Source organism: Bacillus sp. IBL03825 (assembly GCF_024712505.1).
GTDB lineage: Bacteria > Bacillota > Bacilli > Bacillales > Bacillaceae_G > Bacillus_A > Bacillus_A wiedmannii.
The window spans coordinates 177,330-199,503 of record NZ_JAMXKE010000002.1 but is presented as its reverse complement, the minus strand read 5'-3'; the positions used below and the strand labels follow the sequence as shown (position 1 = coordinate 199,503).

The window sequence follows — 22,174 nt, the reverse complement described above, 5'->3', positions numbered from 1 at the left end:
ATAATCTAAAAACATTTTTCTTTTTCAGGAAGATTCAATGATCTCACAAACCTAAACCTCTTATTTAAAGACATTTTGATCAGTATGCTTAAGAATTTTCATCAATTTCAACATGTTATTAGTTCACTTCCAAATCATATTTCCACTACTATATTTGCTTTCTCAAAGATTTTCTGTCTTGTTCTTAATTTTGTCAAAATCCTCATATAGCTATACAAAAAATATATGCTATTATGTTTTTAAGAAACTATGTGTTCCCTTAACCCTGTATCCGGCCCTGTATTTTTTACAGGGTCTTTGTTGATTTTATTTACTTTCATTGGCTTATAAGAGTTAATACACACGCAATTTCAATTAAAATCGTTTAAATCTTAGTTAAAATTTGAAATGATAAATCTATTAGCTTTTTTGAAAATTGTAATCTAATACTAGATATCTCAATGTATACTTCACTAAACACCGGTTAACACTATAAGCATAGTGTTAACTATCTTAATTGAATATTAATAATAGTAAGTATAAACATTATCAATTTACTATATCTTACATTTATGTAAAAATAGATGTATGTTAAGCTTTTTCAAAATCTTTCCCCTAATAAAGATTTGAAGTAGCATTTCATGATTCTCCTTACAGTTAATATGCCTTGAAAAAGAACCCTATAGGGTTCTTTTTCTTCTTATTACATCTACAGCAGTTACTTATTTAACATACAAAAAGGACTGACAATTACTTGTAGTCCTTTTTGTACCTAAATATACACTTGTCTTAAGTACTTAATCCTTTATTTTATTATGCATTATTATTAACTAAACATGTCATTATCATTTAGAAATATAACACTTCCAAATTTAGAAGTACACAATAACAAATCTTTCCCAGCTTCCAGCTACATAACTATTAGCTGTTAATTCTCTACCACCATTTGCTGATATAAATCTACCATTACTTAACGCTTGTAATACATATATCCTATTGTCTCCACCATTATATAAAATAAATTTTTCCCACGCCCCAATTGATGTACGATCTGCTACTACTCTACCATTTGGCTCAAACGAAACGTACTTTCCATTACTTTTCGCTTTTAAAGCAAACGTATATAATTCCCCAGTCGGAATTAATTCAAATTTCTCCCATTCATTAACTACACTACGATTTGCTACTACATTTCCCGATGGCTCAGCAGACACATATTGTAAATTTGCAGCTTGTATAGCAACAGTCCAGCTTCCATTAAATAGATTCACACCTTTTAGTGAACTTGCATTTGATTGGTTGGCTGCCGATGCATCATTCGATGGGGTTATCATCATTATCATTAGAACCATTGGCAACACCATTAAAACCAACTTTTTAAAGATCTTATTACCATTTGCATGAGTTATGAACCTCTTCATTCCCATTCCTCCCTTAATATATAACACTCATATACATCATACCAAATATGTAAAATATTGTAATACAAGAAAGTCTTTATCAACAAATACCTTATTATTCTGTTTCTTTTTTCTCAAATCTATAGCACCTAAACATCACTCGGTCCTCAAACATATTTTTAAAATTAATTTCACTTTATTTTAAATAAAAGCCAAATAGCCGTTCATAATGAACGACTATTAAGCATCTAACTAAAAATTTGAATATTTTTCATGTTAATCTATTTTGTTTAATCCCGTTGAAGTAACTTGATAGATTCTTTTTTTGCCTATATATTCTTGCTTATTATTCTCAAGGTTAGTAAGTGTAGCCCAAGTCTTTTCATTCACTGCTTCCCCTTCTATATGGGTAAACTCTTATAATCTCCCATTTTGACTGGCACAGTTTGGCTTTCAGCCGTTTGCTGTCTATTTCCCACTATTTCTTTATTGTACACAACACTACCGGATGAATTCTGTACTTTGATACTCGCATACGTATTATTAAAATAACAAACTATTATGTTTTGATTTAACACCCTTAACTCCCATCTAGTTGTATTAATATATTAATTTTGCGAAATAAGTAAATAAATTTCAACATTTAAAGCTTATAATCTAGCGAAAAATTCATAAAAGTTTTTTAACTTCAAAGGTTTAAATAGTTGCAACCACTTTTATTTAAACTTCCTCAACTTTTTTCTAAGCTATTCTCTAAGAATCCTATTATTTATTGTAAATAAACCAGGTTGCTACTCTATATGTAAAAGAAAGGTGGAATTTTTAATATGACTCCGCCTTTTTTGATATAAAAAGCATCTAATTCTATTTGAATTAGATGCTTACATTTAGTTCTTAAACCAAGCATTCTAAACTACTTATGCCCCTGTAAATCTTTTTTTATTACATCCCATAGTGAATTATCTTGACGTATCGGTTTATCCTCTTCGTCCCATTTTATTTTTCCTGTTCCCAATTCATAATTCATTCCCGTCCATGTGTCTTCGCGGAATGCATAGAATGATTTATGCCAACCTTTTTGGTTGAAGATAGAAATAAGATCTTGCATGTATTGGGTAGCTCCTGGAACGGTACGGTTAATTCCAAACTCCTCTGCAATAATTCGATTAGATGGTACATGATTTTTCTTAGACCATTGTTGAATCGGCTTTAAAAATTTCTCTAATCCATGTTTATTCCACATTACAGGTTTCTCTAAATCCCCTACTTTTACTAATCCTGGATATTGATATTCCTTATTTTGTTTTTCACCTTGACTCGTTAATTCATATGGTTCATACATATGAAATGCGTAAAGTGTTTTTTTATCCTCTACTGGGTTTAAATATTTAAAGGCCCATGGAGTAGCATATAAACCTGAATCTAAAATAATCGGTGTTTCTTGGTCCACTTCACGGATAGAATGAATCACCTTTTCATAAAATTTGTTTAAATCTGCTGTCGTTCCTTTCACTTTTGCATACCAATTCTCGTAATCTTCCGTCCAAAAGTCATTATATCTATTATTTTTAGCTGTTTCTGGATGCGGTTCATTTATAATATTATAACCCACCACTGCAGGGTGATCTTTTAGCTCCAATGCAAGGTCTTTCCAAAATTGACTTGCTTGATCTTGATATTTCTCTTCTTCCCATATTCTGTCGTCATTCTTGTTATTATTAAATTGGCGCCATCGATCACCAGGCAAGGATAACATTGTAAGAACAACTTTCATTCCCTGCGATTGCGCAGCATCTAAATCCGCTTTTAATTTTTCTAAATCCTCCTTTACTAATCCCTGATAGTTATCTGCATTCCCTATCAGAAAATCCTTTCCAGAGGTATCTGGTTTATCCTCAAATAAAAAATCTTTATCCTTTGCCCATTTATCAGGTGCTAAACGAACATATTCAATATTAGCTTCTTTTGCACTTTTATAGTTCTCAGGTAATGACGTACTATTCATGAAATTAGTACCCTTCCTTTTTGAATCCCAAAAACTAATTTTTGAATCGCTCTTGTAATAGGTATCAGCTCTTACATTCATTTCCTGTACTCCAAAACTCATCATGCCTAACAACGCAACAATTGGTAAAAATTTTTTCACAACTTTTCCTTCTTTCTCTTTATATTTTACACACATAACATACCTGTGTTTTGTTACAGGAATATGGCAATTTTCCAAAAATATCTTTTATGTTTATAAAACGGAAGGTCATTCACTCATAAATAAATAAGAAATAATTAAGAAGTTGCATCATTTTCTAAAAAACAAAAAAGAATCCTTTACGGATTCCTTTTTGACTTGCACTCTTTTTCAAATAGTGCATTTTTGCACCTACTTTTAGTATATCTTACAATTCTTATAAAATAAATAAGATTAAATAAATTTTATTTCTATATTTTCAAAAAATGTCATATTCCCTTATAATTTTACAAATAAAATAGCGTATTATTAAAACTCATCTCTTGAACATTCCTTTAGTTGTTCCATAGCAATTTTACGCGCATGTTCCTCACTATCTATCAGAGTCAATCCTTGTGATATATAACTCCAAAATTCATAACCACAATCCTCCATCCATCTATTAACTTCTGTTGTATATAGCCCATCTTTTCTTCTAATGATTTGAACCTTATAGTTTTTACCTGGAGAAAAAAACTCTTGTATAACCTGCTCCATTTATGAAATATCCTCCTTAAATCTATGTGAAATTATTTTTTTACATAAACTCGTAATCGCAACCTCTTTTACGATAAATTACTGTAACTTTTTGAAAGGATAATATACCTTACATACTCCTATCATTTTCTTACTGTACTACCTAATATAAATGATACAGTTTATATCCTAGAAATTCCAAAAACATTAGGCTGTTACTTCTCTCTGTCGTTCAACATATTTCTACTACATATAATTAAATATTTTTTCAAAAACCACTTCATAAAAGAACATAAGTTCGTGTATAATAAGAACGAGAGCGAGAACAAATGTTCTTGTTATTATTAGGAGGAGTTATAGTGTATGACTATTCAATTTTACCGAATAGAATCATTTTATATGTTGATCTTCGTAGCTTTTATGCTTCTGTTAGTTGCATCAAAATGGGATTAGACCCACTTCATACAAAATTAGCTGTAGTTGGTGATGTGAATAGGAATGGATCCATTGTTTTAGCCGCAACTCCACCTTTAAAAGCAATGGGAGTAAAGAAGTTGGCAAGGCTATACGAGATTCCTCGGCAAAAAGATATCCTTATTGTGAATCCAATTATGGGAACCTATATTAAGTGCTCCAATTACATAACGAAGTTAGCTCTACAATATGTTCCTATTGAAGACTTTCATCAATACAGCATCGATGAATTTTTTATGGATATTACCGATAGCATCCATCTATTTGCCCGAAATCCAAATGAATTTGCATTACAGTTTAAACGTGAAATATATGAACACACACGAATTGAATGCACAATCGGGATTTCACCTAACCTATTGATGAGTAAGGTAGCTTTAGATATTGAAGCAAAGAAAAATAAAGACGGAGTCGCTTATTGGACATACGAAGATATACCTACAAAATTATGGAGCATACGGCCGCTTAGTAAGTTTTGGCGGATTTCGCATAAAACAGAAACAAAATTAAATCAAAAAGGAGTACATTCAATTGGTGATTTAGCTAATTATCCTCTTAAATATTTAAAACAAAGCTTCGGCGTGATTGGCGAAGAATTACACTTACATAGTAATGGGATTGATTTTAGTCGGATTTCAGAAAAATATGTTCCGGTTACAACTTCTATAGGAAAAAGCCAAATTTTAATGCGTGATTATACAATAGAAGAATTTCCGATTATCCTATTGGAACATACCGAAGAAGTTTGCTATCGATTAAGACAACAAAACAAACTTGCTCAAACCGTTCAATTTTCAATTGGATATAGTAGTAAAAGTTATTCGGGTGGCTTTAGCAAAACACATACCTTAAGCCGTCCCACAAACTTAACTATGGACATTTATCAAGTTTGTCTATATTTTCTACATCAACAATATACTGGAGAACCAATTAGAAGTATTACTATTTCTCTAACAAAACTAATTGGTGAAGGAGAAGAACAAATTTCCCTTTTTGATAACATCATACAACGAGAAAAAGAAATAAAGCTAACGAAAGTAATGGATGAAATACGCACAAAGTTTGGAAAAAATAGCATATTAAGAGGAATTTCCTAAACAAATAATGCAACAGCAAGATACAGAAACACACTGTTAGGGGGACACAAAGCATGAACAACGCTAATATGCCAAAAGGCAGAGGAATGGTAAAATGGACGCCATTTGCAGCAATGCCAGAACAATTCGTTGGAATACGTGAAATGATCAAAGAGAAAAATAAAGTAGCACGTCCCATTTTAACTTCTGAAGAGAAAGAACTGATTGAGAACATGTTACTATGTTCATTGCTATCTGAAGAAGAGATATTAATTACATATTATGAAGATGGTTATTTACTCACCAATTATATGACCGCTATCGATATAGATCCATTACATAGCTCTATCATATGTACTGATGCTTTCTATAATAAGTTGACAATACAATTTACGAATATAATAGACGTAAAATAGAATAGATTTAGGTGATTATCTTTGGAGTATTATAAAGGAGTATATAGAATGCAAGGGAATCAGATAAGAAAGAATACAGCGAGAGCAATTACTCATAATGATATAAATAACTATCCCTATTTAAATATACCTATGATTATCAATGAGAAAGATGGACTTACTTACGAGGTTTTAAGTGCTGGTTTTCATAATAATGATGCAGTAGCGATGATAACAACAGATGGTTTCGCTACAACTAGGGCAAATACACCGATCGTAACAGTAAAAAACAATGATGGTAGTATCCAAGCATTCCGCTTACCTTTAGAATTGGAATATTGGGTACTTTTATGTATGTGTGCTGCTTCAACAGGGAGAAATCCGTTCCCATGTAAAGTTTCTTTTGGAATCATTGATACTACATTCCATGTAGAATTCAAGTGAAAAAGGAGCAAATTAATTTGCTCCTTTTATCGTTATGTATGTCCTTTTCTTTTTACATTGTTTGCATACAGTTTTTTTGATAATTATAGGAGCGAAACCCTGAAATAGCATTCAACTGGATTCCTTCTTGCTTTGCAAATCAAATAACTTTTCTAGTGCTTCTGCTGCTTCTTTACGAAGGGGACTCTATTCTAACGTTCCACTCAATGAGAATGGTAAATTTGGTACAACTAGATCCTATGGTTTCTAGCCTTCGGGCAATCCATTCATTTTGCTAAGAATTAAATACAAGGCGCAAAAAAACGTCCTGATTTAATTCCTTATTATCCCTTTCATTTAAGTAATATCCTTGTATATAGGAAATTCCTTAGTTAATTCTTTTACGATAGAGCATGCTTTTTCTTTAGCTCTTACATTCTGGGGATTCTTTAATACTAAACAAATGATTTCAGCAATTTTAATCATTTCTAGTTCACCCATTCCTTGTGTTGTAACTGCTGGTGTCCCCAAACGAATTCCACTCGTAATAAAAGGACCCTTTTTATCAAAAGGAATGGAGTTCTTATTAACCGTTATCCCTACTTCCTCTAATAATATTTGAGCCTCTTTTCCTGTTAGGTTCATATTACAAAGATCTATAAGTAGCAAATGATTGTCCGTTCCACCTGTCAACACATTAAAGCCTAACTCTCTTAGTTCTTTTGCTAGCACCTTAGCATTCTTTATTGTATTTGAAACATATTTTTTAAATTCGGGCTGCAACGCTTCATTAAAAGCGACTGCCTTGGCCGCAATCATGTGCATAGCTGGCCCTCCTTGTATACCAGGGAATACACTCTTATCTATTGTAGCAGCCCAATCTCTTCGGCAGAGTATAATTCCCCCTCGAGGACCACGCAGGGTTTTATGGGTAGTGGTAGTAACAAAATCAGCATATGGAACTGGGCTCGGATGCATTCCAGTAGCTACAAGCCCAGCAATATGGGCTATATCTGCCATAAAAAATGCATTCACTTCTTTTGCGATGCTCGATAATCTCTCAAAATCAATAATCCTTGAATATGCACTTGCACCAATTACCATCATTTTAGGTTGATGTTTCAGCGCTAAAGTTCTAACTTCATCATAGTCAATATTGAAATGTCGCTTATTTACTCCATAAGATATAAAATTGTATAATACACCCGAGGAATTAACAGGGCTCCCGTGTGTAAGGTGACCACCGTGGGATAAATCCATTCCTAATACTGTATCTCCAGGCTTCAAACAAGCAGAGTAAACAGCCATATTTGCTTGTGCCCCGGAGTGAGGCTGCACATTCGCATGGTCCGCTCCAAATAATTGTTTTGCTCGCTCTATAGCTAAATTCTCTACAATATCTACATATTCACATCCACCATAGTATCTCTTTCCTGGATATCCTTCAGCATACTTATTAGTCAGCACTGTGCCCATTGCCTCTAAAACGGCTAGACTTACAAAGTTTTCAGAAGCAATTAGTTCAATATGTTTTTGCTGGCGTTGTAATTCATAATCAATTGCCTCAGCTACTTGATAATCTTTTTCCCTTAATTTCTTCATTATTAACTATCCCTTCTAATGAATTAGTAGTTTTTTTGTATGCACTATGATTTGTTGAGCCAACATATTGATTGAGAGCGAATGAACTGCGTATTGCTTCTGTAATAAATAACTTTGCAATGCTTACTGCCTCTATAACAGACTTCCCTTTCGCTAGTTCAGCAGCAATCGCTGCAGAGTAAGTACATCCAGCACCATGTATATGGTCGGTTTGAAATCGTTCTGATTGTATATATTTAAAATTTTCTCCATCATACAGTAAATCTAATGCTGTCTCATGTTCTATGCGGCTTCCACCTTTCACTAAAACATATTTTGGACCTAAAACGTGAATAATTTTTGCTGCTTCTTTCATCCCTTTAATGGATTTAATTGGGGGCATTTTACTTAAATGTGCCGCTTCCAGTAGATTAGGTGTGACAATTGTAGCTTTTGGTATGAGCAAATCTCGTAAACTATCCACTGTTTCTGGATGCATTACTTCTGTTACACCTTTGCAAACTAAAACCGGATCAATAACAATATTTTCGAGTTGATGTTGATCAATTACCTTGGAAACCAGCTCAATTAGTTGGACCGATCCAAGCATTCCTGTTTTTACCGCATCAATACCGATTCCTTCAATACTAGTTCTTAATTGCTCCTTTACTGTTTTAATTTCTTGTGGAAATGTACGATGCTCCCAATAATTTTTAGGATCCATCGTAACAATAGTTGTTAATGCCGTCATCCCATAGACATTTAACTCCTGAAATGTTTTCAAATCGGCTTGGATTCCAGCACCTCCACTGCTATCCGAACCAGCTATAGATAAGACCTTATTTTTTACCATAAGAAAAACTCCTTTTTAACTGCTAATAGTGATGAACGAAATTCGTCAAAGCGAGTATCTAGGATTGTAATTCACCTAGATACTTTTCAAGACGATTTAGAGCTTCCTCTAACACATTCATTGGCTGAATATAAGAAATCCTCACATACCCTTCTCCATATTCCGTGAATGAGTCTCCAGGAATGAGTGCAACCTTAGCTTTTTTTAATATATCAGCAACAAATTCTGATGAGGTTTTCCCAAACTTTGAGATATACGGAAAAAAATAAAATGAACCATTTGGTTTGATTACATTGAGTCCCATATCTTGTAACCTCTCGTATACATAGTCACGACGTATACGATATTGTTCACGCATGATATAAGCATCGTTAATTCCTACTGTCAATGCCTCGATTGCAGCAATTTGACTAATCGATGAGACAGCAGCCGTCGTGTATTGCTGTAGCTTCTTCATTTCCTCAATCAGATATCTTGGTGCAAAAGCAAATCCTACTCTCCATCCTGTCATCGCATGAGATTTTGATAGCCCATTAATGACAATTGTTTTCTCTTTCATTCCCTCCATTTTCGCAATTGACACATGCTCCCCTTCAAAAACCAATTCGCTATATAATTCATCTGAAACAACCATTACATCTTTATCTACCAGTAAATCCCTAATTGCTTTTATTTCTTTTTGGTTCAGTGTAACTCCAGAAGGATTCATCGGAGATGGGATAATGACACACCGTGTTTTATCTGTCATCATTTTTTGAAGAGCCTCTACTGTAACCTTAAATCCCGTATCCCTTGTGTCTAGATAAATAGGTGTTGCGCCACATAAATGAATAACCGGTTCGTATCCGGGATAAATAGGAGTTGGTAGAATAACTTCGGAACCTTCGCTAAGTATAGTTCTAAGAGCAAGATAAATCCCTCCGGTTGATCCGTTAGTTACTAGTATTTCGTGGTTAGGATCATAAGTAAGTCCATATTTTACATGCATGTAGTTTGAGGTAACTTTAAGAAGTTCTGTATAACCAGAAGAAGGTGGATACGTGGTATGGTTGTTTTCAATTGCCATTTGTCCAGCTAACTTTATGTGTGCTGGAGTAGGAAAGTCAGGTTGACCAATAGTTAAATGGATAACATCCTCATATTGCGAAGCCATATCAAAAAAGGTGTCCATTTTTGAGGACTGCAATCGTGTTACTCTATTGTTTAATAAGTGTTTCATGTTTCCATAGCTCCTTTTAGAGGTGGGATGTATTTTATGTAGCGAAAGCCACCTCTCGCTGCCAATGATGGTGACCAGAAAGTTAAATATTATATGAATCTTTGATTTTTCACATTAAAATAAAGTGATTAATTGTAGCATTAGAAATTTATAGACTATTTTCTACGTTTGCAAATACCTGATATTTCATCTCCATTGCATCGAGCAAAGTAAATAGGATGATTTTTGATAGAACCAACGAGTGTGTCTCTTCAAGCATTTCATGCGGCCGTTGTACATACATCCCTTGCTCAATTTCATCAGCACAATGTACTATTAATCTCTCAATACTGGCAGCATTTGACTCTAAATGAAATTGTAATCCAATGACATGGTCTTCATATACGTATGCCTGATTAACACATCCTTTGCTATACGCAATTCTCTTTGCTTGCGGAGGAAGTTGGAATGTGTCTGCATGCCAATGGAAAGGAACAAACACTTCAGGAAATCTGCTAAAGAAATCGATTTGCTTGGCCTCCTCCGACAATTTAACAGGGAACCAACCAATCTCCTTATAATGATTTTTAAATACTTTTCCCCCAAGGACTTCTGCGATTAACTGAGCTCCAAGGCATATCCCAAGTACTAGTTTTCGATGCTGAATAGCTTTCTTAATTAACTGTTTTTCCAATCCAAGCCATGGATATATTTTCTCGTCATAAACACCCATCGGACCACCTAGTATGACGAGCATGTCAAATTCCGAATAAGAGGGTAGACAATTGCTTTCATATAATAATGTCCCTGTGACTTCATGCCCTTTTTCCTCCACCCAAGTTAAAATGTGTTCGGGTGATTCAAAAGATACATGCTGCAAATAGTGTATTCTCAAATTCTTTCCCTCCTTAAGATGTAGTTAAATTATTTAGATTTTAAGTATAATCTTGAGATTACCATTAAACAATTCAATCATTATTATAGAAACGATAGTTTTTACCTATCATTTTGTCTAATTGATGACTCATAACATACGTAAAAACCCACCTGCAGTACGGATACCTGAAAAAAACCTTTCCATTCACAATTAATCTATTAATTCACAGATTCAGCATGCATACGTACAAATGGCAAAAGACAAGTTCACCTAAAGATTGTATGAAACAAGGTGATTACTGTCATATGAACAAAACCTTTTCAATGTAAAAGAAATGACTGTATGTACGAACACAAACAATAGATATTTACTATAATTTACCCTATAATGATTATTATTTCCTATAAAAAAAATAATAACTTTTGGAGGAATAACTATTGGATCTAAAGCAATTGGAATACTTCATGACCTTATGTCAGGAACTACATTTTACTCGTGCCGCCGAAAAGTTAGGAATCGCCCAACCCTCATTAAGCCAGCAGATCCGATTGCTGGAACATGAAATCGGTACGCCATTGTTTGATCGTGTTGGAAAACGAACCACTATTACCGAAGCGGGCAAAACACTGCTTCATCATAGCTATAATGTATTCCATGAGCTATCACAAGCTCGTGCCGCAATTAGTGAAATACAAGGTCTAAAAAGAGGATCATTAAAGATAGGAGCGCTCCTGACAGTTACAAATTACTTGATTCCTCAAACTGTAATCGAATTTCACCAAAGGTATCCCAATATTGAATTGGCTGTTTCAGGTATGCGAACTGGGGATATTTATAACGGCCTTTTACAAAATGAACTCGATTTGGGCATAGTATTTTTGCCAATGAAACATGATGAATTAGAAGCTATTCCACTCTTTAAACAACATCTTTCTTTAGCAGTTCCAATCAATCATTCCGTTGCAGAAGAGGAATTTGTCACGCTTGACGTTTTAAAAGATACACCTTCTATTTTATTACCTGACACATATTTTTTGCGGCAGCTAATTAATGAACAATGTAATGAGCTTGGATTCACAGCAAAACCAGTTATGGAAATGACGACTATGGAATCAATCATACAAATGGTCAGCAAAGGCGTCGGCGTCACGATTCTACCCAAAGGTTACCTTGACTATATCGACAATAAACTTATACGGACAATCCCTATTCAAAACCCGATGCTTATTACGCAAATTGGCATCGCTTACCGTAAAAACAAATATTTGTGTGCAGCAAGTCGAGTATTCATGGAGCAGTTGATTTCCACTATAAAAAGTGAACAATTTAAATAAATTGCACTTTATACACATCGAAATCAGTCTGAAGTTTAAGAATCCTTTTGACCTATTGTATTTTACTTAAACTATAATGTACATCCGATAAGAGTTGATTAAAAATCCTGTATTTATCATACAGGATTTTTTATTTTCTTATTCCACAAAATAGAGCATACTTGAACTAAATCTATTGGAACTGATATGAAATGCATAGAAAATGGAGACAGCAAAAGCTAAGAAAAAATTAGGGAATCATATATGGTATTCCTTTTCATTTTTCTTTATAAATTCATAACTGGTAGTCTTTTCCTCCCTCCTCTTCCTTTATAGATGATCACTTAAATAATTGCTTTCTTTTCAAGCTTCTAATCATACTCATTATTAGTCTGCAAAGCCTATTAACCCTTCCATCTTGAAGAATTCTCTTGCTTTATGAAGAGCAAATATGAATCGATCAATCTCCTCTTCTGTGTTATACAAATAAAAACTCGCACGTGCCGTGGAGCTGGTACCCAGATGTTCCATTAGTGGCTGACAACAATGCTGTCCAGCACGTATGGCTATTCCATATGCATCCAAAACAGTAGCAATATCATGCGGGTGAATATTCCCCACTTGAAAAGTCACCAGTCCCAAGCGCTCTTTTTCTGGACCAACTATCGTTAAATCTTCAATCTGCTTCATTTGCTCTACTGCATAGCCAGTTAAAAGCTTGTCATGCCTTGCAAGATTTTCTATTCCGACTTGTTCAAGAAAGTCTATCGCCACTCCTAAACCAATAGCCCCAGCAATAATTGGTGTACCCCCTTCAAATTTCCAAGGGGATTCCTTCCACGATGAATCATATAAATTAACATGATCAATCATTTCACCCCCAAATTCAATTGGCTCCATCTTCTCAAGGAGTGATATTTTTCCGTATAAAGCACCAATTCCCGTCGGCCCGCACATTTTATGCCCTGAAAATGCATAGAAATCACAGTCTAAATCCTGAACATCCACTTTTATATGAGGAACGCTTTGCGCTCCATCCACTACAATAACAGCTCCATGTTTATGTGCGATAGCTGCCATTTTCTTCACCGGATTAGCGACACCTAATACATTTGATATGTGTGATACAGCAACTATCTTCGTCCGTTTTGTGATTGTATTTTCTACATCCTCTAGAGTAAATGTTCCATCTGGTTGCAGTGGAATATATTTCAATACAGCTCCGGTGCATTTTGCTACTTGCTGCCAGGGAATTATATTACTGTGATGCTCCATTGCAGAAATAACAATTTCGTCCCCGCTTTTACATACTGATCGTGCATAACTGCTTGCTACTAGATTAATTGCTGCTGTGGCACCTCGAGTGAATATTATTTCTTTTTCTAATTTCGCGTGAAGAAAACGACCTCCCTTAAACCGTGCTCCTTCATAAACATCCGTTGCCCGTGAACTCAGTGAATGAACCCCACGATGGACATTTGCATTATCCCACTCATAGTAGTGTTTTAGTGCCTCAATTACCTGAATTGGCTTTTGTGCAGAGGCAGCATTATCTAAATATACTAGGGGATGCCCATTAATCTGCTGATTAAGAATCGGAAAAAGTTTACGTATTTCTGAAAAATTCATGATTACTCCCCCAATCCTTTACTTATCATACTTAATACTCGATAATGAGCCTCAATTGTTGTTTCAATTACCTCATCCGAATGAGCATTCGATATAAACATGGCTTCATAGGGCGTAGGAGCTATCAAAACACCATGATTCAACATAGCCGCATAATATTTTTTAAATAAACGCATATTTGAAAGTTGAGCAGTTTCATAATTCACAACCTCATGTTCTGTAAAATAAAAGCAAAGCATTGAACCCACTCTATTTACTTTCAATGGAATACCAGTCAGTTTGGCATTTTGTATAAAGCCTTCAGCTAACCTAGCACCTTTTCTTTCTAGTTTTTCATAGATTCCATGCTGAGACAATAATTGCAAAGTTGCATACCCGGCTGCCATTGCGACCGGATTCCCAGATAATGTTCCAGCTTGATAAATCGATCCAGAAGGGGCCATTTGTTCCATAATTTCTCGCTTTCCGCCATAAGCGCCTACCGGGAGCCCTCCTCCAATTACTTTTCCTAGACATGTAAGATCTGGCTTAATTCCGTATAAACCTTGCGCTCCATAATAGCCTACACGGAAACCAGTTACCACTTCATCAAAAATGAGTAGACTTCCGTAGCGTTCAGTAACCTCACGTAACCCATGAAGAAATCCGGGCAATGGTGGTATGACCCCCATATTTCCTGCAATCGGCTCAACAATAACAGCAGCAATCTCCTCACCAAATTTTTCAAATACAAAACGAATACTCTCTATACTGTTATAAGGTACTGTAATGGTATTGGAAGCAACACTTTTCGGGACTCCTGGACTGTCAGGTAAACCCAATGTTGCCACACCAGATCCGGATTTGATTAAAAAGGGATCCGCATGTCCGTGATAGCCTCCTTGAAATTTCACGATTTTTTGCCGTTTCGTATATCCTCTTGCTAAACGTATGGCACTCATGGTAGCTTCTGTACCAGAATTGACCATACGTATCATTTCAATAGATGGAATACTTCTACATATTAACTCCGCCATTTTTGTTTCAGCTTCTGTTGGTAAGCCAAAACTTGTTCCCTGACTTGCTGCCTCCTGTATGGCTTTAACAACTTCCGGGTGAGCATGCCCTAATATGAGTGGACCCCATGAACCAATATAATCAATAAATTCATTCCCATCGATATCAAATACGTGTGCACCCTGCCCATTTTTAGCAAAGATAGGTGCTAGATTTACGCATGAAAATGCGCGAACCGGACTATTAACTCCGCCAGGCATAATTCTTTTAGCTTTATTGAACGCTATTTCAGAATTTGTGTCTTTCCTTTTCATGTGCAATTTTTATCCCCTCCTTTTCAACGACTAATACGTCGCCATACATAAAAAAATATGAGATTATACTCTACAAATTCCCTACTACTCTATCTTTCATTCATCCTCTTATCCGAAAGCTTATTTATAACCATTTATTGTATAAATCAGCAATACATTTATCTTCCACTAAAAAAATTGCTTCACGACCACGACTTTTGCACCTGTAAAAATAATTACCAATAAAATCGACTTGTGTAAGTTACACGCTATGATGATTTTATTGGATTAGGTATTTTTACCTAATAATAATTTTAATGGGTTCTCCATTCTTTCTTCTTTCTTATGACCTTGTATATGGAAAGAAAACATTTTTCGCTTTGCATGTTCTACTAAATCTGTAAACAATGGTGTACATTCATCGTTCATAATGAAACTAAATTCCTTTCCAATAGTATTTTGTATTCCAACTTAGTTTAAAATGCAGCGATTCATAGTTCAATATAATAATAAATATGGTTTCAATAGGAATTACCTATTACAATAAAATCAAGATAGAAATTTACTTTCCTTAATTTGTGATTCATATCCAAACGGACATTATCGCTATTAATTTGATGGGTGACTATATCTGCTTTGCTGTAATAGAGCATCATACATCGCTTAATAGATTATTGGAAAGAAAAAAGCTCTGCACTTCGCAGGCTTTCTTTATGATTTAATTATTAAGTTATTCATAAAATCCACTATAGAATTCGCCTGGAATATACGGAAATAAGAAGATTGAACGTCGTAATGTTTGTCAGTAATGATTAGGATTGAAGGGAAAAATTTAGAAGCTTTCGGTTGCCAAGATTCATTGTGCCATTCTTGACTATGGAAGTATAATTCGTATCTATTTATCTTATCTTGCATTATTTTTTTACTGTATACTGACTTTTGAACTTCAATAAAAAATGGGGATCTACGCCATATCGTAAAGGCATCTGGCTCCATATACTCTTTCCCATACTTAGGTTCCACTTTGAATAGTTTAGGATTTTCGTAGTAGACAAGTTGTTTGTATACGTCCACAATACCAAGGAAATGAGGAATTTTTTGACTCGTTTTTTTGATAGAACTTGGTTGTGGAAAATAAATGTATGGGTGCTGTAATACGTTTGCATCAACATAACCATCTCTCCTTAATCGTTTCATAACCGTATTACAACAAGTTACTGCATTCTTTAAACCTTGAAAATGCAAGTCAATAATATCATCACGGGACATGCATCTAAATCGCTTCAAATCATTTAAAATTCCTATATCTCTACTCCTCATCATCTAACACCCCAAATAAAGGAATTTCTTCTTTTAAAGGCGTTTGGAGCATTTTCTCTTCTTTAGACATGCGATAGGGTTCAACAATTTGTTTCGCATTACTTAATTCCAAATAAGGTGCTTGCACTTTCTTTAATCCATTTCGTTTTAATATCATTTGGCCCGATTGCTCTAAATGCTCTGAACCAGGAGTACCCATGATATTACTATTAATCGCACTATCGCATTTAAAACCAATTCTTACGGTCATATTGAGTTTTAACTTACCATCTAGCACCTTTGCATCCGGCCTCTGCATACTAAGCATAAGAAAGACCCCTAGTGATCGACCGACTGCTGAAATTTTTTCAATTGTAGTCATACACTCTTTTTCATCTTTAAGCATCGCCACTTCATCAATAGCCAGTAAAATATATGGTTTTTGATTATCAGGATTCAATTTGTTGTACGCATCAATATGATCAACCTCGAATTGTTCCATGAGTTTTCTTCTTTCTCTGATTTCCTTCCACACCTTTTGAAGCATAATTTTCATTTCCATTTCTTCCATACAAACTTCTTTTACATGCTTCACTCTTCGCAAAAAATGAAATTCAGAGTTTTTTAGATCCCCAAGATACAAATGCAACTTATCAGGTGACATATATTGAATGAAAGTGGATAGTACAACACGCACCATACTACTTTTCCCGCTTCCCGTTTCCCCCGCAATTAATAAGTGTGGTGAATTGGAATCAAGCATATCGTATGTAATCATTTTCCCAAATTGATCCCGGCCAACCACAACAGGAAGGCGAAATTCCTTTAATAATGAATGCCACTCTTTATAATAGTACTTATAAGGTTTTAGTCCCGAATCTGAATGGAATACATGTAATACAAATTTTTTCACATCCCCTTCAATCGTAATATTCCGTCCTAATATTTGTTGGAAACAAAACCACTTCTTCTCAATCTTTTGTGGATCTAATCCGTTTGGTATCGTAAATACATACCTCACACTTTCTGTTGAAGAAGAAACATTATGTACCTTTGGATAAATAGGCACTTTCCCTCCACGTGTTTGATGCTCTGTATATAGACCTGCTTTTGCAAAAACCTCTTTAAGTCGATTCCTTAGCTTTTGTGTATGAAGCCACTCCTTTATAATCCTCATTTACTCCATTCCTCCCTAAAACATACTTACGATGCGAACAAATACGTATCCAATCAAGCTAACTCCACCAATTCGCATACCATAATAAATACTTCCACTCACAAACTTTGCAGCAAATATATGTTCATTTTGTACCAAATACTTTTCTAACAAGACTGCCCCAATTAAAACCGTCCCCATTATTCCTAATGCAATATAAGTATTTAACACTTGACCGGACATATGAAAGAATGCAAACGGACTTAATGACTTGTATTTACGAATTGTATTTTCTTTATCTTTGTATGGCCGCTCTATAAACTTACGAAAAAAAATCCTTTCTTTCCTTACTCGCATTTAAATGCCTCCGTTCTCTTTATAAACAGAATAAGAAAACTCATAAAACATAGGATTGATTCACTTATTACCTTGTTAACATTACTTTGATAGTTAATTTGGTATGTACTTTGCCAATACAAAAGCTAATTGATTTGATATCTATCTTGATAATACGTTTGCTAGCAACTTTGATAGCGACCTTGATACATCATATTGCGAACAGCTTGTACATTATTAACACTTTTGTTTAAAAAAATCAGGCTTTGGTAAAAATGTGATTAATAGAGTATCTACGAATAGGAGTGTTCGCAGTGTTTGGCTTAGGAAAACCGTTATCTAAGTTTGGTAAATTTTTAAGAAAGAATGATATTACTCAAACGGAATTAAAGGAATGGAGTGGGGTAAACCAAAATACAATTAGTCGTATCTCCCGTTCGAATCAATACAAGCCTTCATTAGGAAATGGTCAAAAGATAATTAGGGCCTTAAAAAGAAAAGGATTCGGCGTAGACTTTGAAGATTTTTGGATGTGATAATTCACTCAATATATACTACTGTATCAACACTACACTTGAATGAAAGAGATATTCAAAAATGAATATCTAATAAAAAAGATCAACTACATTTTAAGTAGTTGATCTTCATGTGCAAACTCTATAAAAAATACACATTATATTTATTTACTACATTATAAGGTTTTTAACTTCTATCCTTAAACATACTATCTAGGATTCTATCCTAGAATCTTAACTTATATCTTAAATCCACCAATTAATTCTTGAAGCTCTTCGGCCATCTGTGCTAATTGTATTGCTGAAGAATTTATCTCTTCCATAGAAGCATGTTGCTCCTCAGATGAACCGGCTATCGTTTGCATACTTAAAGAATTCTCTTTCACAGCCATAGATATTTGATTAATTGATGTATCGACTTCCATTACATCACTTGTCATTTTATTTGATAATTCCACCATACCATGTACTTTTGACACAATATCATTTGCAGATTTTGAGATTTCATAAAAACTTTGTTTTGTATCATTCGCAACCTGAATCCCCGACTGCACTTCAACTCCTACTTCATTCATAGCTTTTACAGTCTCATGTACATCTGCTTGTATTTCATTAATTAAACTTCCAATTTCCATTGAAGATTCGGATGATTGCTCCGCTAACTTCCTGACCTCGTCGGCAACAATTGCAAAGCCACGCCCCTGTTCTCCTGCTCTAGCCGCTTCAATCGCTGCATTCAATGCTAATAAATTTGTTTGTGCTGCAATATTTTGAATTACTTCTAATATACTTCCGATTTGCTGCGATTTCTTATCTAATAATTTAATTACATTATCAGATTGAGAAACAGAATGATGGATAGACTGCATTTGCGTTACAGTCTGTTCTACTAATTGTTCACCCTCATTGGCTTTTTGTTTTGTGTATAAGGATGAAGCCGATACTTCAGAAGCATTATCAGCTACGCATTGAATGTTTCGTGTTACCTCACCAATTAATGTAGCTCCAGACGCAACTTCATTATTTTGAACTTCTGCACTATTCGATATTTCTTCCATTTCTTTTGTGATTTGTTCTGTCGCAACACTTGCTTGCTCTACGCTAGCAGTTAGTTCTTCAGACGAAGCAGCCACATGTCCTGCAGATGTGTTAATTTGAGAAATTATATTACATAACGACTCTGCCATTGTATTGAAACTACCACCTAATTGACCAAGTTCATCCTTTGAACGAATATCTATTTTCTCAGTTAAATCTCCCTGACTAATTCTTTGAGCTGAAATAACTAATTGTCTTAGTGGATTAATAATAGATTTAAGAAAGAAGAAAATTACAATTCCACCTAACAACAGTGAAGCCCCTATTATAGTGAGCGTTTTATAAAAAATAGGATTGGTAGCTTCTTCAATTTCTTTAATAGGCATTACACCAGCTATTTTCCAACCTGTTTTTTTGTTTGTTTTAAAGCTAATGTTTCGATCCTCACCATTAAGGCTATAAGTAATTACTCCATCTTCTTTCTTGTATAGTTTATCTGCTAATGATTTCTCTAATTTCTCACCTGGCTTAAGTGTAGGATGAACAACGATAGTCTTATCTTGACTTACTACAGATACAAAGCCTTGTTTTCCTATTTTTATCATTTTAGAAGTTTTTACGATATCATCAATATTCAAATCCATACCAATGACACCACTTTTATCAGCATTTTGCTTTGCAATTGCTATTACCATATTTCCTGTAGCCTTTGATTTATAGGGAGACGAGACAATAATCTCACCATTAGCTTTTACTGCATCCTTATACCAAGTACTTTCTAACGGATTAAATCCTTCTGGTATTTTTCCAACAGGTGCATGAATAAATTGATTATTACTGGATGTAGTATAAATTGTTTCTATCTCTGGATGTAACTGTATATATTGATCAAATTTACTTTGTACATTTTGCAATTGGTCAGCATTATAATCACCTTGTGTAAGTATCTTTGCAAAATGAGTTACATCTACATGTTTATTTTCTAATTCATCATCAACTATCTTATTTAAAATACTTACATTATCTTTCGCAGTTTGTAGAATTGTTTCATTAAGATCTGTTTTTGCTTTATCATAAGACGATACTCCTACGATAAGACTTGGTATAATTAATATTGCAATAAATGCCATAGATAACTTCGTTTTAAGCTTCATTTGTTCCAATCTCTCTTTTATTTTAAACACTTTTTACTTCTTCCCTTCATTCTTACAACTGATATAGTTTATTTAATTGTTTGCTTCTTTATTTTTTCTACATTGATTTATGGTATTATTCGAAATAAAATTACCATTATATCCTTTTACATATATCTCCTTATATTACAATTTAGTTTTTACAAGCGGAGTTTTATCTATCCACCTTTCGAATATGTTATTGTGCTATATTAAGCAATGTTAAGGCTACGAATTATTCTAAATTACCTGGATGAAACATGAACTTCATTTAAAGATTATTTTTGACTTTAATTGAATCAAAAGTTTAATCTAGAACGATTCAAATTTGATGAAATCCTTACCATAATAAACCCCTAAAACTTTATTAAGTGAATTTATTTTCTGGATAATTATGCTTAACAGCCTTTTAACCACTCTAACCGCTTCACTTCATTCATTTATCTATTTACTACAGCCACTTTTGTATTATTGGAAACTAAACCATAAATTCTAAATAGGAGAATAAAATAAAATGGAGGACTTCATTGTAACACGTATACATAAGTTTTAAATATTAAAATTAAGAAATATTTTTTATTAATCTTTACAAAAAAACACCCAAGAATTAACAAAGGTATTGTTTCGCCTGTTTAATTTCTTACAGAAACACGGTCGAAAACCCCATAGATATGAGAAGAAAACAGTCATTGTTATCTTAGGCGTCGTATATAATTTTTCTATGCCCCACAATCATGTAGCGTAATCAAAAATCTGAAACAAGATAGGGTTTATTTAGGATGCAAATTTTTAAAGAACTTATACTGATTTTCAGAAAAAATATTACATGAAATTAAACTAAAATAATGTTAGCTTGATGGGGATGGTGGACCGCCCACATTTTAAAGATTTTATAGACCAAGCGATTTAATTAATGTGCTCTGAAACACTACTCCTCTTCTAAAATAGCGTAATAATATTCATCCCACCATTCATTTCCATGGGGGATACACTTCCTGAAATAGCCTTCTCTTCTCATTCCAATTCTCTCCATCAATCGATATGATGGGGTATTTTGTGGCTGATATGTCGCTATAATTCTATGCAATTTCATTTCCTTAAACCCATATTTCAATGTAGCTTGTGCTGCTTCAGAAGCATATCCTTTATTGAAATATTTAGGATTGAATACCCATCCAATCTCATAAGTATGCTCACCAAAATATTTATGAAAAACAATATGACCAATCAGAATATTTTCATCAATCAGTACCACAGGAAAGTTCTCAGCATTTTCACCCATATTTTTATTTACAAAGTTACTTGTATCTTCTTCAGTAAAAACCCCTCCGGGTATGTATTTCATTACATTGCTATCTGATGTATACTCATGGACAGCTTGCCAATCTTTGAATTCAAAATTTCGTATTAATAATCTTTCCGCTTTTATAAACATTTACTTTTCTCCTCTCAAAAAATTGTTTCTTTACT

The 22,174-nt window shown here is 34.1% G+C and carries 20 protein-coding genes and 3 pseudogenes; 6 read left to right on the top strand and 17 right to left on the bottom strand.

Features of this window, described 5'->3' with window-relative positions:
• Positions 1-851: 851 nt before the first annotated feature.
• The 4 genes and pseudogenes from NHG49_RS28625 to NHG49_RS28610 all read right to left on the bottom strand — a co-directional run bounded on the left by NHG49_RS28625 (position 852) and on the right by NHG49_RS28610 (position 4,101).
• A complete protein-coding gene (locus NHG49_RS28625; protein WP_258126975.1) occupies positions 852-1,400 on the bottom strand; it encodes a fascin domain-containing protein in 549 nt (182 codons plus the stop codon).
• Positions 1,401-1,655: 255 nt separating this feature from the next.
• Positions 1,656-1,930, bottom strand: a pseudogene (locus NHG49_RS28620) (putative mucin/carbohydrate-binding domain-containing protein); the annotation flags it as partial.
• 362 nt (positions 1,931-2,292) lie between these two features.
• Positions 2,293-3,561, bottom strand: coding sequence for a glycoside hydrolase family 5 protein (locus tag NHG49_RS28615; RefSeq protein ID WP_258126974.1), 1,269 nt, complete (start codon positions 3,559-3,561; stop codon positions 2,293-2,295).
• A 312-nt stretch (positions 3,562-3,873) separates the two neighbouring features.
• Positions 3,874-4,101: a hypothetical protein gene (locus tag NHG49_RS28610; RefSeq protein WP_222661626.1), complete on the bottom strand. Its 228-nt coding sequence runs from the start codon at positions 4,099-4,101 to the stop codon at positions 3,874-3,876.
• 338 nt (positions 4,102-4,439) lie between these two features.
• On the opposite strand from NHG49_RS28610, the gene NHG49_RS28605 reads away from it, so the two are divergent.
• Genes NHG49_RS28605 through NHG49_RS28595 form a run of 3 tightly spaced genes read left to right on the top strand, consistent with a single transcriptional unit; the run spans position 4,440 to position 6,469 of the window.
• Positions 4,440-5,651, top strand: a complete 1,212-nt coding sequence (locus NHG49_RS28605; RefSeq protein ID WP_258126972.1) for a Y-family DNA polymerase — start codon at positions 4,440-4,442, stop codon at positions 5,649-5,651.
• Between the two features lie 53 nt (positions 5,652-5,704).
• The gene (locus NHG49_RS28600; RefSeq protein ID WP_222661628.1) at positions 5,705-6,046 is read left to right on the top strand and encodes a YolD-like family protein; all 342 of its coding nucleotides are present in this window, start codon (positions 5,705-5,707) and stop codon (positions 6,044-6,046) included.
• A gap of 48 nt (positions 6,047-6,094) precedes the next feature.
• A complete protein-coding gene (locus NHG49_RS28595; RefSeq protein WP_222661629.1) occupies positions 6,095-6,469 on the top strand; it encodes a hypothetical protein in 375 nt (124 codons plus the stop codon).
• Between the two features lie 41 nt (positions 6,470-6,510).
• Here the strand turns inward: NHG49_RS28595 and NHG49_RS28590 are convergent.
• The 5 genes and pseudogenes from NHG49_RS28590 to NHG49_RS28570 form a co-directional block, all read right to left on the bottom strand.
• Positions 6,511-6,706, bottom strand: a pseudogene (locus NHG49_RS28590) (D-alanyl-D-alanine carboxypeptidase family protein); the annotation flags it as partial.
• Between the two features lie 99 nt (positions 6,707-6,805).
• Positions 6,806-8,050, bottom strand: a complete 1,245-nt coding sequence (locus NHG49_RS28585; protein ID WP_258126971.1) for a serine hydroxymethyltransferase — start codon at positions 8,048-8,050, stop codon at positions 6,806-6,808.
• Complete coding sequence (gene pdxK / locus NHG49_RS28580) at positions 8,013-8,882, bottom strand: pyridoxine/pyridoxal/pyridoxamine kinase (RefSeq protein ID WP_222661631.1); 870 nt, start codon at positions 8,880-8,882, stop codon at positions 8,013-8,015. The genes NHG49_RS28585 and pdxK overlap by 38 nt, the downstream gene beginning before the upstream one ends.
• 58 nt (positions 8,883-8,940) lie before the next feature.
• Positions 8,941-10,101 (bottom strand): aminotransferase A, encoded by a 1,161-nt coding sequence (locus NHG49_RS28575; RefSeq protein ID WP_222661632.1) that lies wholly within the window; start codon positions 10,099-10,101, stop codon positions 8,941-8,943.
• A 148-nt stretch (positions 10,102-10,249) separates the two neighbouring features.
• Complete coding sequence (locus NHG49_RS28570; RefSeq protein ID WP_222661633.1) at positions 10,250-10,975, bottom strand: type 1 glutamine amidotransferase; 726 nt, start codon at positions 10,973-10,975, stop codon at positions 10,250-10,252.
• Between the two features lie 419 nt (positions 10,976-11,394).
• On the opposite strand from NHG49_RS28570, the gene NHG49_RS28565 reads away from it, so the two are divergent.
• Positions 11,395-12,291, top strand: a complete 897-nt coding sequence (locus NHG49_RS28565) for a LysR family transcriptional regulator (RefSeq protein WP_097817265.1) — start codon at positions 11,395-11,397, stop codon at positions 12,289-12,291.
• Positions 12,292-12,657: 366 nt separating this feature from the next.
• On the opposite strand, the gene NHG49_RS28560 is transcribed toward NHG49_RS28565, so the two are convergent.
• From NHG49_RS28560 to NHG49_RS28535, 6 genes are all read right to left on the bottom strand, one after another.
• On the bottom strand, positions 12,658-13,899 hold the full coding sequence (locus tag NHG49_RS28560; RefSeq protein ID WP_222661634.1) for a cysteine desulfurase: 1,242 nt from the start codon (positions 13,897-13,899) through the stop codon (positions 12,658-12,660).
• 2 nt (positions 13,900-13,901) lie between these two features.
• Entirely contained in the window at positions 13,902-15,209 is a 1,308-nt protein-coding gene (gene hemL / locus NHG49_RS28555) for a glutamate-1-semialdehyde 2,1-aminomutase (RefSeq protein ID WP_222661635.1), read from the bottom strand.
• A gap of 267 nt (positions 15,210-15,476) precedes the next feature.
• Complete coding sequence (locus NHG49_RS28550) at positions 15,477-15,617, bottom strand: hypothetical protein (protein WP_222661636.1); 141 nt, start codon at positions 15,615-15,617, stop codon at positions 15,477-15,479.
• Between the two features lie 282 nt (positions 15,618-15,899).
• Complete coding sequence (locus NHG49_RS28545; RefSeq protein WP_258127027.1) at positions 15,900-16,475, bottom strand: replication-relaxation family protein; 576 nt, start codon at positions 16,473-16,475, stop codon at positions 15,900-15,902.
• 22 nt (positions 16,476-16,497) lie between these two features.
• Positions 16,498-17,664 carry an FtsK/SpoIIIE domain-containing protein gene (locus NHG49_RS28540; RefSeq protein WP_222661637.1) on the bottom strand — a complete coding sequence of 389 codons (1,167 nt, stop codon included), beginning with the start codon at positions 17,662-17,664 and terminating at the stop codon, positions 16,498-16,500.
• A gap of 15 nt (positions 17,665-17,679) precedes the next feature.
• The gene (locus NHG49_RS28535; protein ID WP_222661638.1) at positions 17,680-18,000 is read right to left on the bottom strand and encodes a hypothetical protein; all 321 of its coding nucleotides are present in this window, start codon (positions 17,998-18,000) and stop codon (positions 17,680-17,682) included.
• 293 nt (positions 18,001-18,293) lie between these two features.
• On the opposite strand from NHG49_RS28535, the gene NHG49_RS28530 reads away from it, so the two are divergent.
• Complete coding sequence (locus NHG49_RS28530) at positions 18,294-18,515, top strand: helix-turn-helix transcriptional regulator (protein ID WP_016090024.1); 222 nt, start codon at positions 18,294-18,296, stop codon at positions 18,513-18,515.
• 218 nt (positions 18,516-18,733) lie between these two features.
• Here the strand turns inward: NHG49_RS28530 and NHG49_RS28525 are convergent, their stop codons facing one another.
• Entirely contained in the window at positions 18,734-20,716 is a 1,983-nt protein-coding gene (locus NHG49_RS28525; protein ID WP_258126969.1) for a methyl-accepting chemotaxis protein, read from the bottom strand.
• 571 nt (positions 20,717-21,287) lie between these two features.
• On the opposite strand from NHG49_RS28525, the pseudogene NHG49_RS28520 reads away from it, so the two are divergent.
• A pseudogene (locus NHG49_RS28520) lies at positions 21,288-21,449 on the top strand (IS4 family transposase); the annotation flags it as partial.
• A 183-nt stretch (positions 21,450-21,632) separates the two neighbouring features.
• On the opposite strand, the gene NHG49_RS28515 reads toward NHG49_RS28520, so the two are convergent.
• Positions 21,633-22,139, bottom strand: coding sequence for a GNAT family N-acetyltransferase (locus NHG49_RS28515; RefSeq protein WP_222661640.1), 507 nt, complete (start codon positions 22,137-22,139; stop codon positions 21,633-21,635).
• Positions 22,140-22,174 lie beyond the last annotated feature (35 nt).

Coding starts and splice junctions, on each gene's coding strand:
- NHG49_RS28535 (WP_222661638.1), bottom strand. CDS start 18,000: ATGCGAGTAAGGAAAGAAAGGATTTTTTTTCGTAAGTTTATAGAGCGG.
- hemL (WP_222661635.1), bottom strand. CDS start 15,209: ATGAAAAGGAAAGACACAAATTCTGAAATAGCGTTCAATAAAGCTAAA.
- NHG49_RS28540 (WP_222661637.1), bottom strand. CDS start 17,664: ATGAGGATTATAAAGGAGTGGCTTCATACACAAAAGCTAAGGAATCGA.
- NHG49_RS28615 (WP_258126974.1), bottom strand. CDS start 3,561: ATGTGTGTAAAATATAAAGAGAAAGAAGGAAAAGTTGTGAAAAAATTT.
- NHG49_RS28560 (WP_222661634.1), bottom strand. CDS start 13,899: ATGAATTTTTCAGAAATACGTAAACTTTTTCCGATTCTTAATCAGCAG.
- pdxK (WP_222661631.1), bottom strand. CDS start 8,882: ATGGTAAAAAATAAGGTCTTATCTATAGCTGGTTCGGATAGCAGTGGA.
- NHG49_RS28625 (WP_258126975.1), bottom strand. CDS start 1,400: ATGAAGAGGTTCATAACTCATGCAAATGGTAATAAGATCTTTAAAAAG.
- NHG49_RS28515 (WP_222661640.1), bottom strand. CDS start 22,139: ATGTTTATAAAAGCGGAAAGATTATTAATACGAAATTTTGAATTCAAA.
- NHG49_RS28600 (WP_222661628.1), top strand. CDS start 5,705: ATGAACAACGCTAATATGCCAAAAGGCAGAGGAATGGTAAAATGGACG.
- NHG49_RS28595 (WP_222661629.1), top strand. CDS start 6,095: ATGCAAGGGAATCAGATAAGAAAGAATACAGCGAGAGCAATTACTCAT.
- NHG49_RS28585 (WP_258126971.1), bottom strand. CDS start 8,050: ATGAAGAAATTAAGGGAAAAAGATTATCAAGTAGCTGAGGCAATTGAT.
- NHG49_RS28610 (WP_222661626.1), bottom strand. CDS start 4,101: ATGGAGCAGGTTATACAAGAGTTTTTTTCTCCAGGTAAAAACTATAAG.
- NHG49_RS28575 (WP_222661632.1), bottom strand. CDS start 10,101: ATGAAACACTTATTAAACAATAGAGTAACACGATTGCAGTCCTCAAAA.
- NHG49_RS28550 (WP_222661636.1), bottom strand. CDS start 15,617: ATGAACGATGAATGTACACCATTGTTTACAGATTTAGTAGAACATGCA.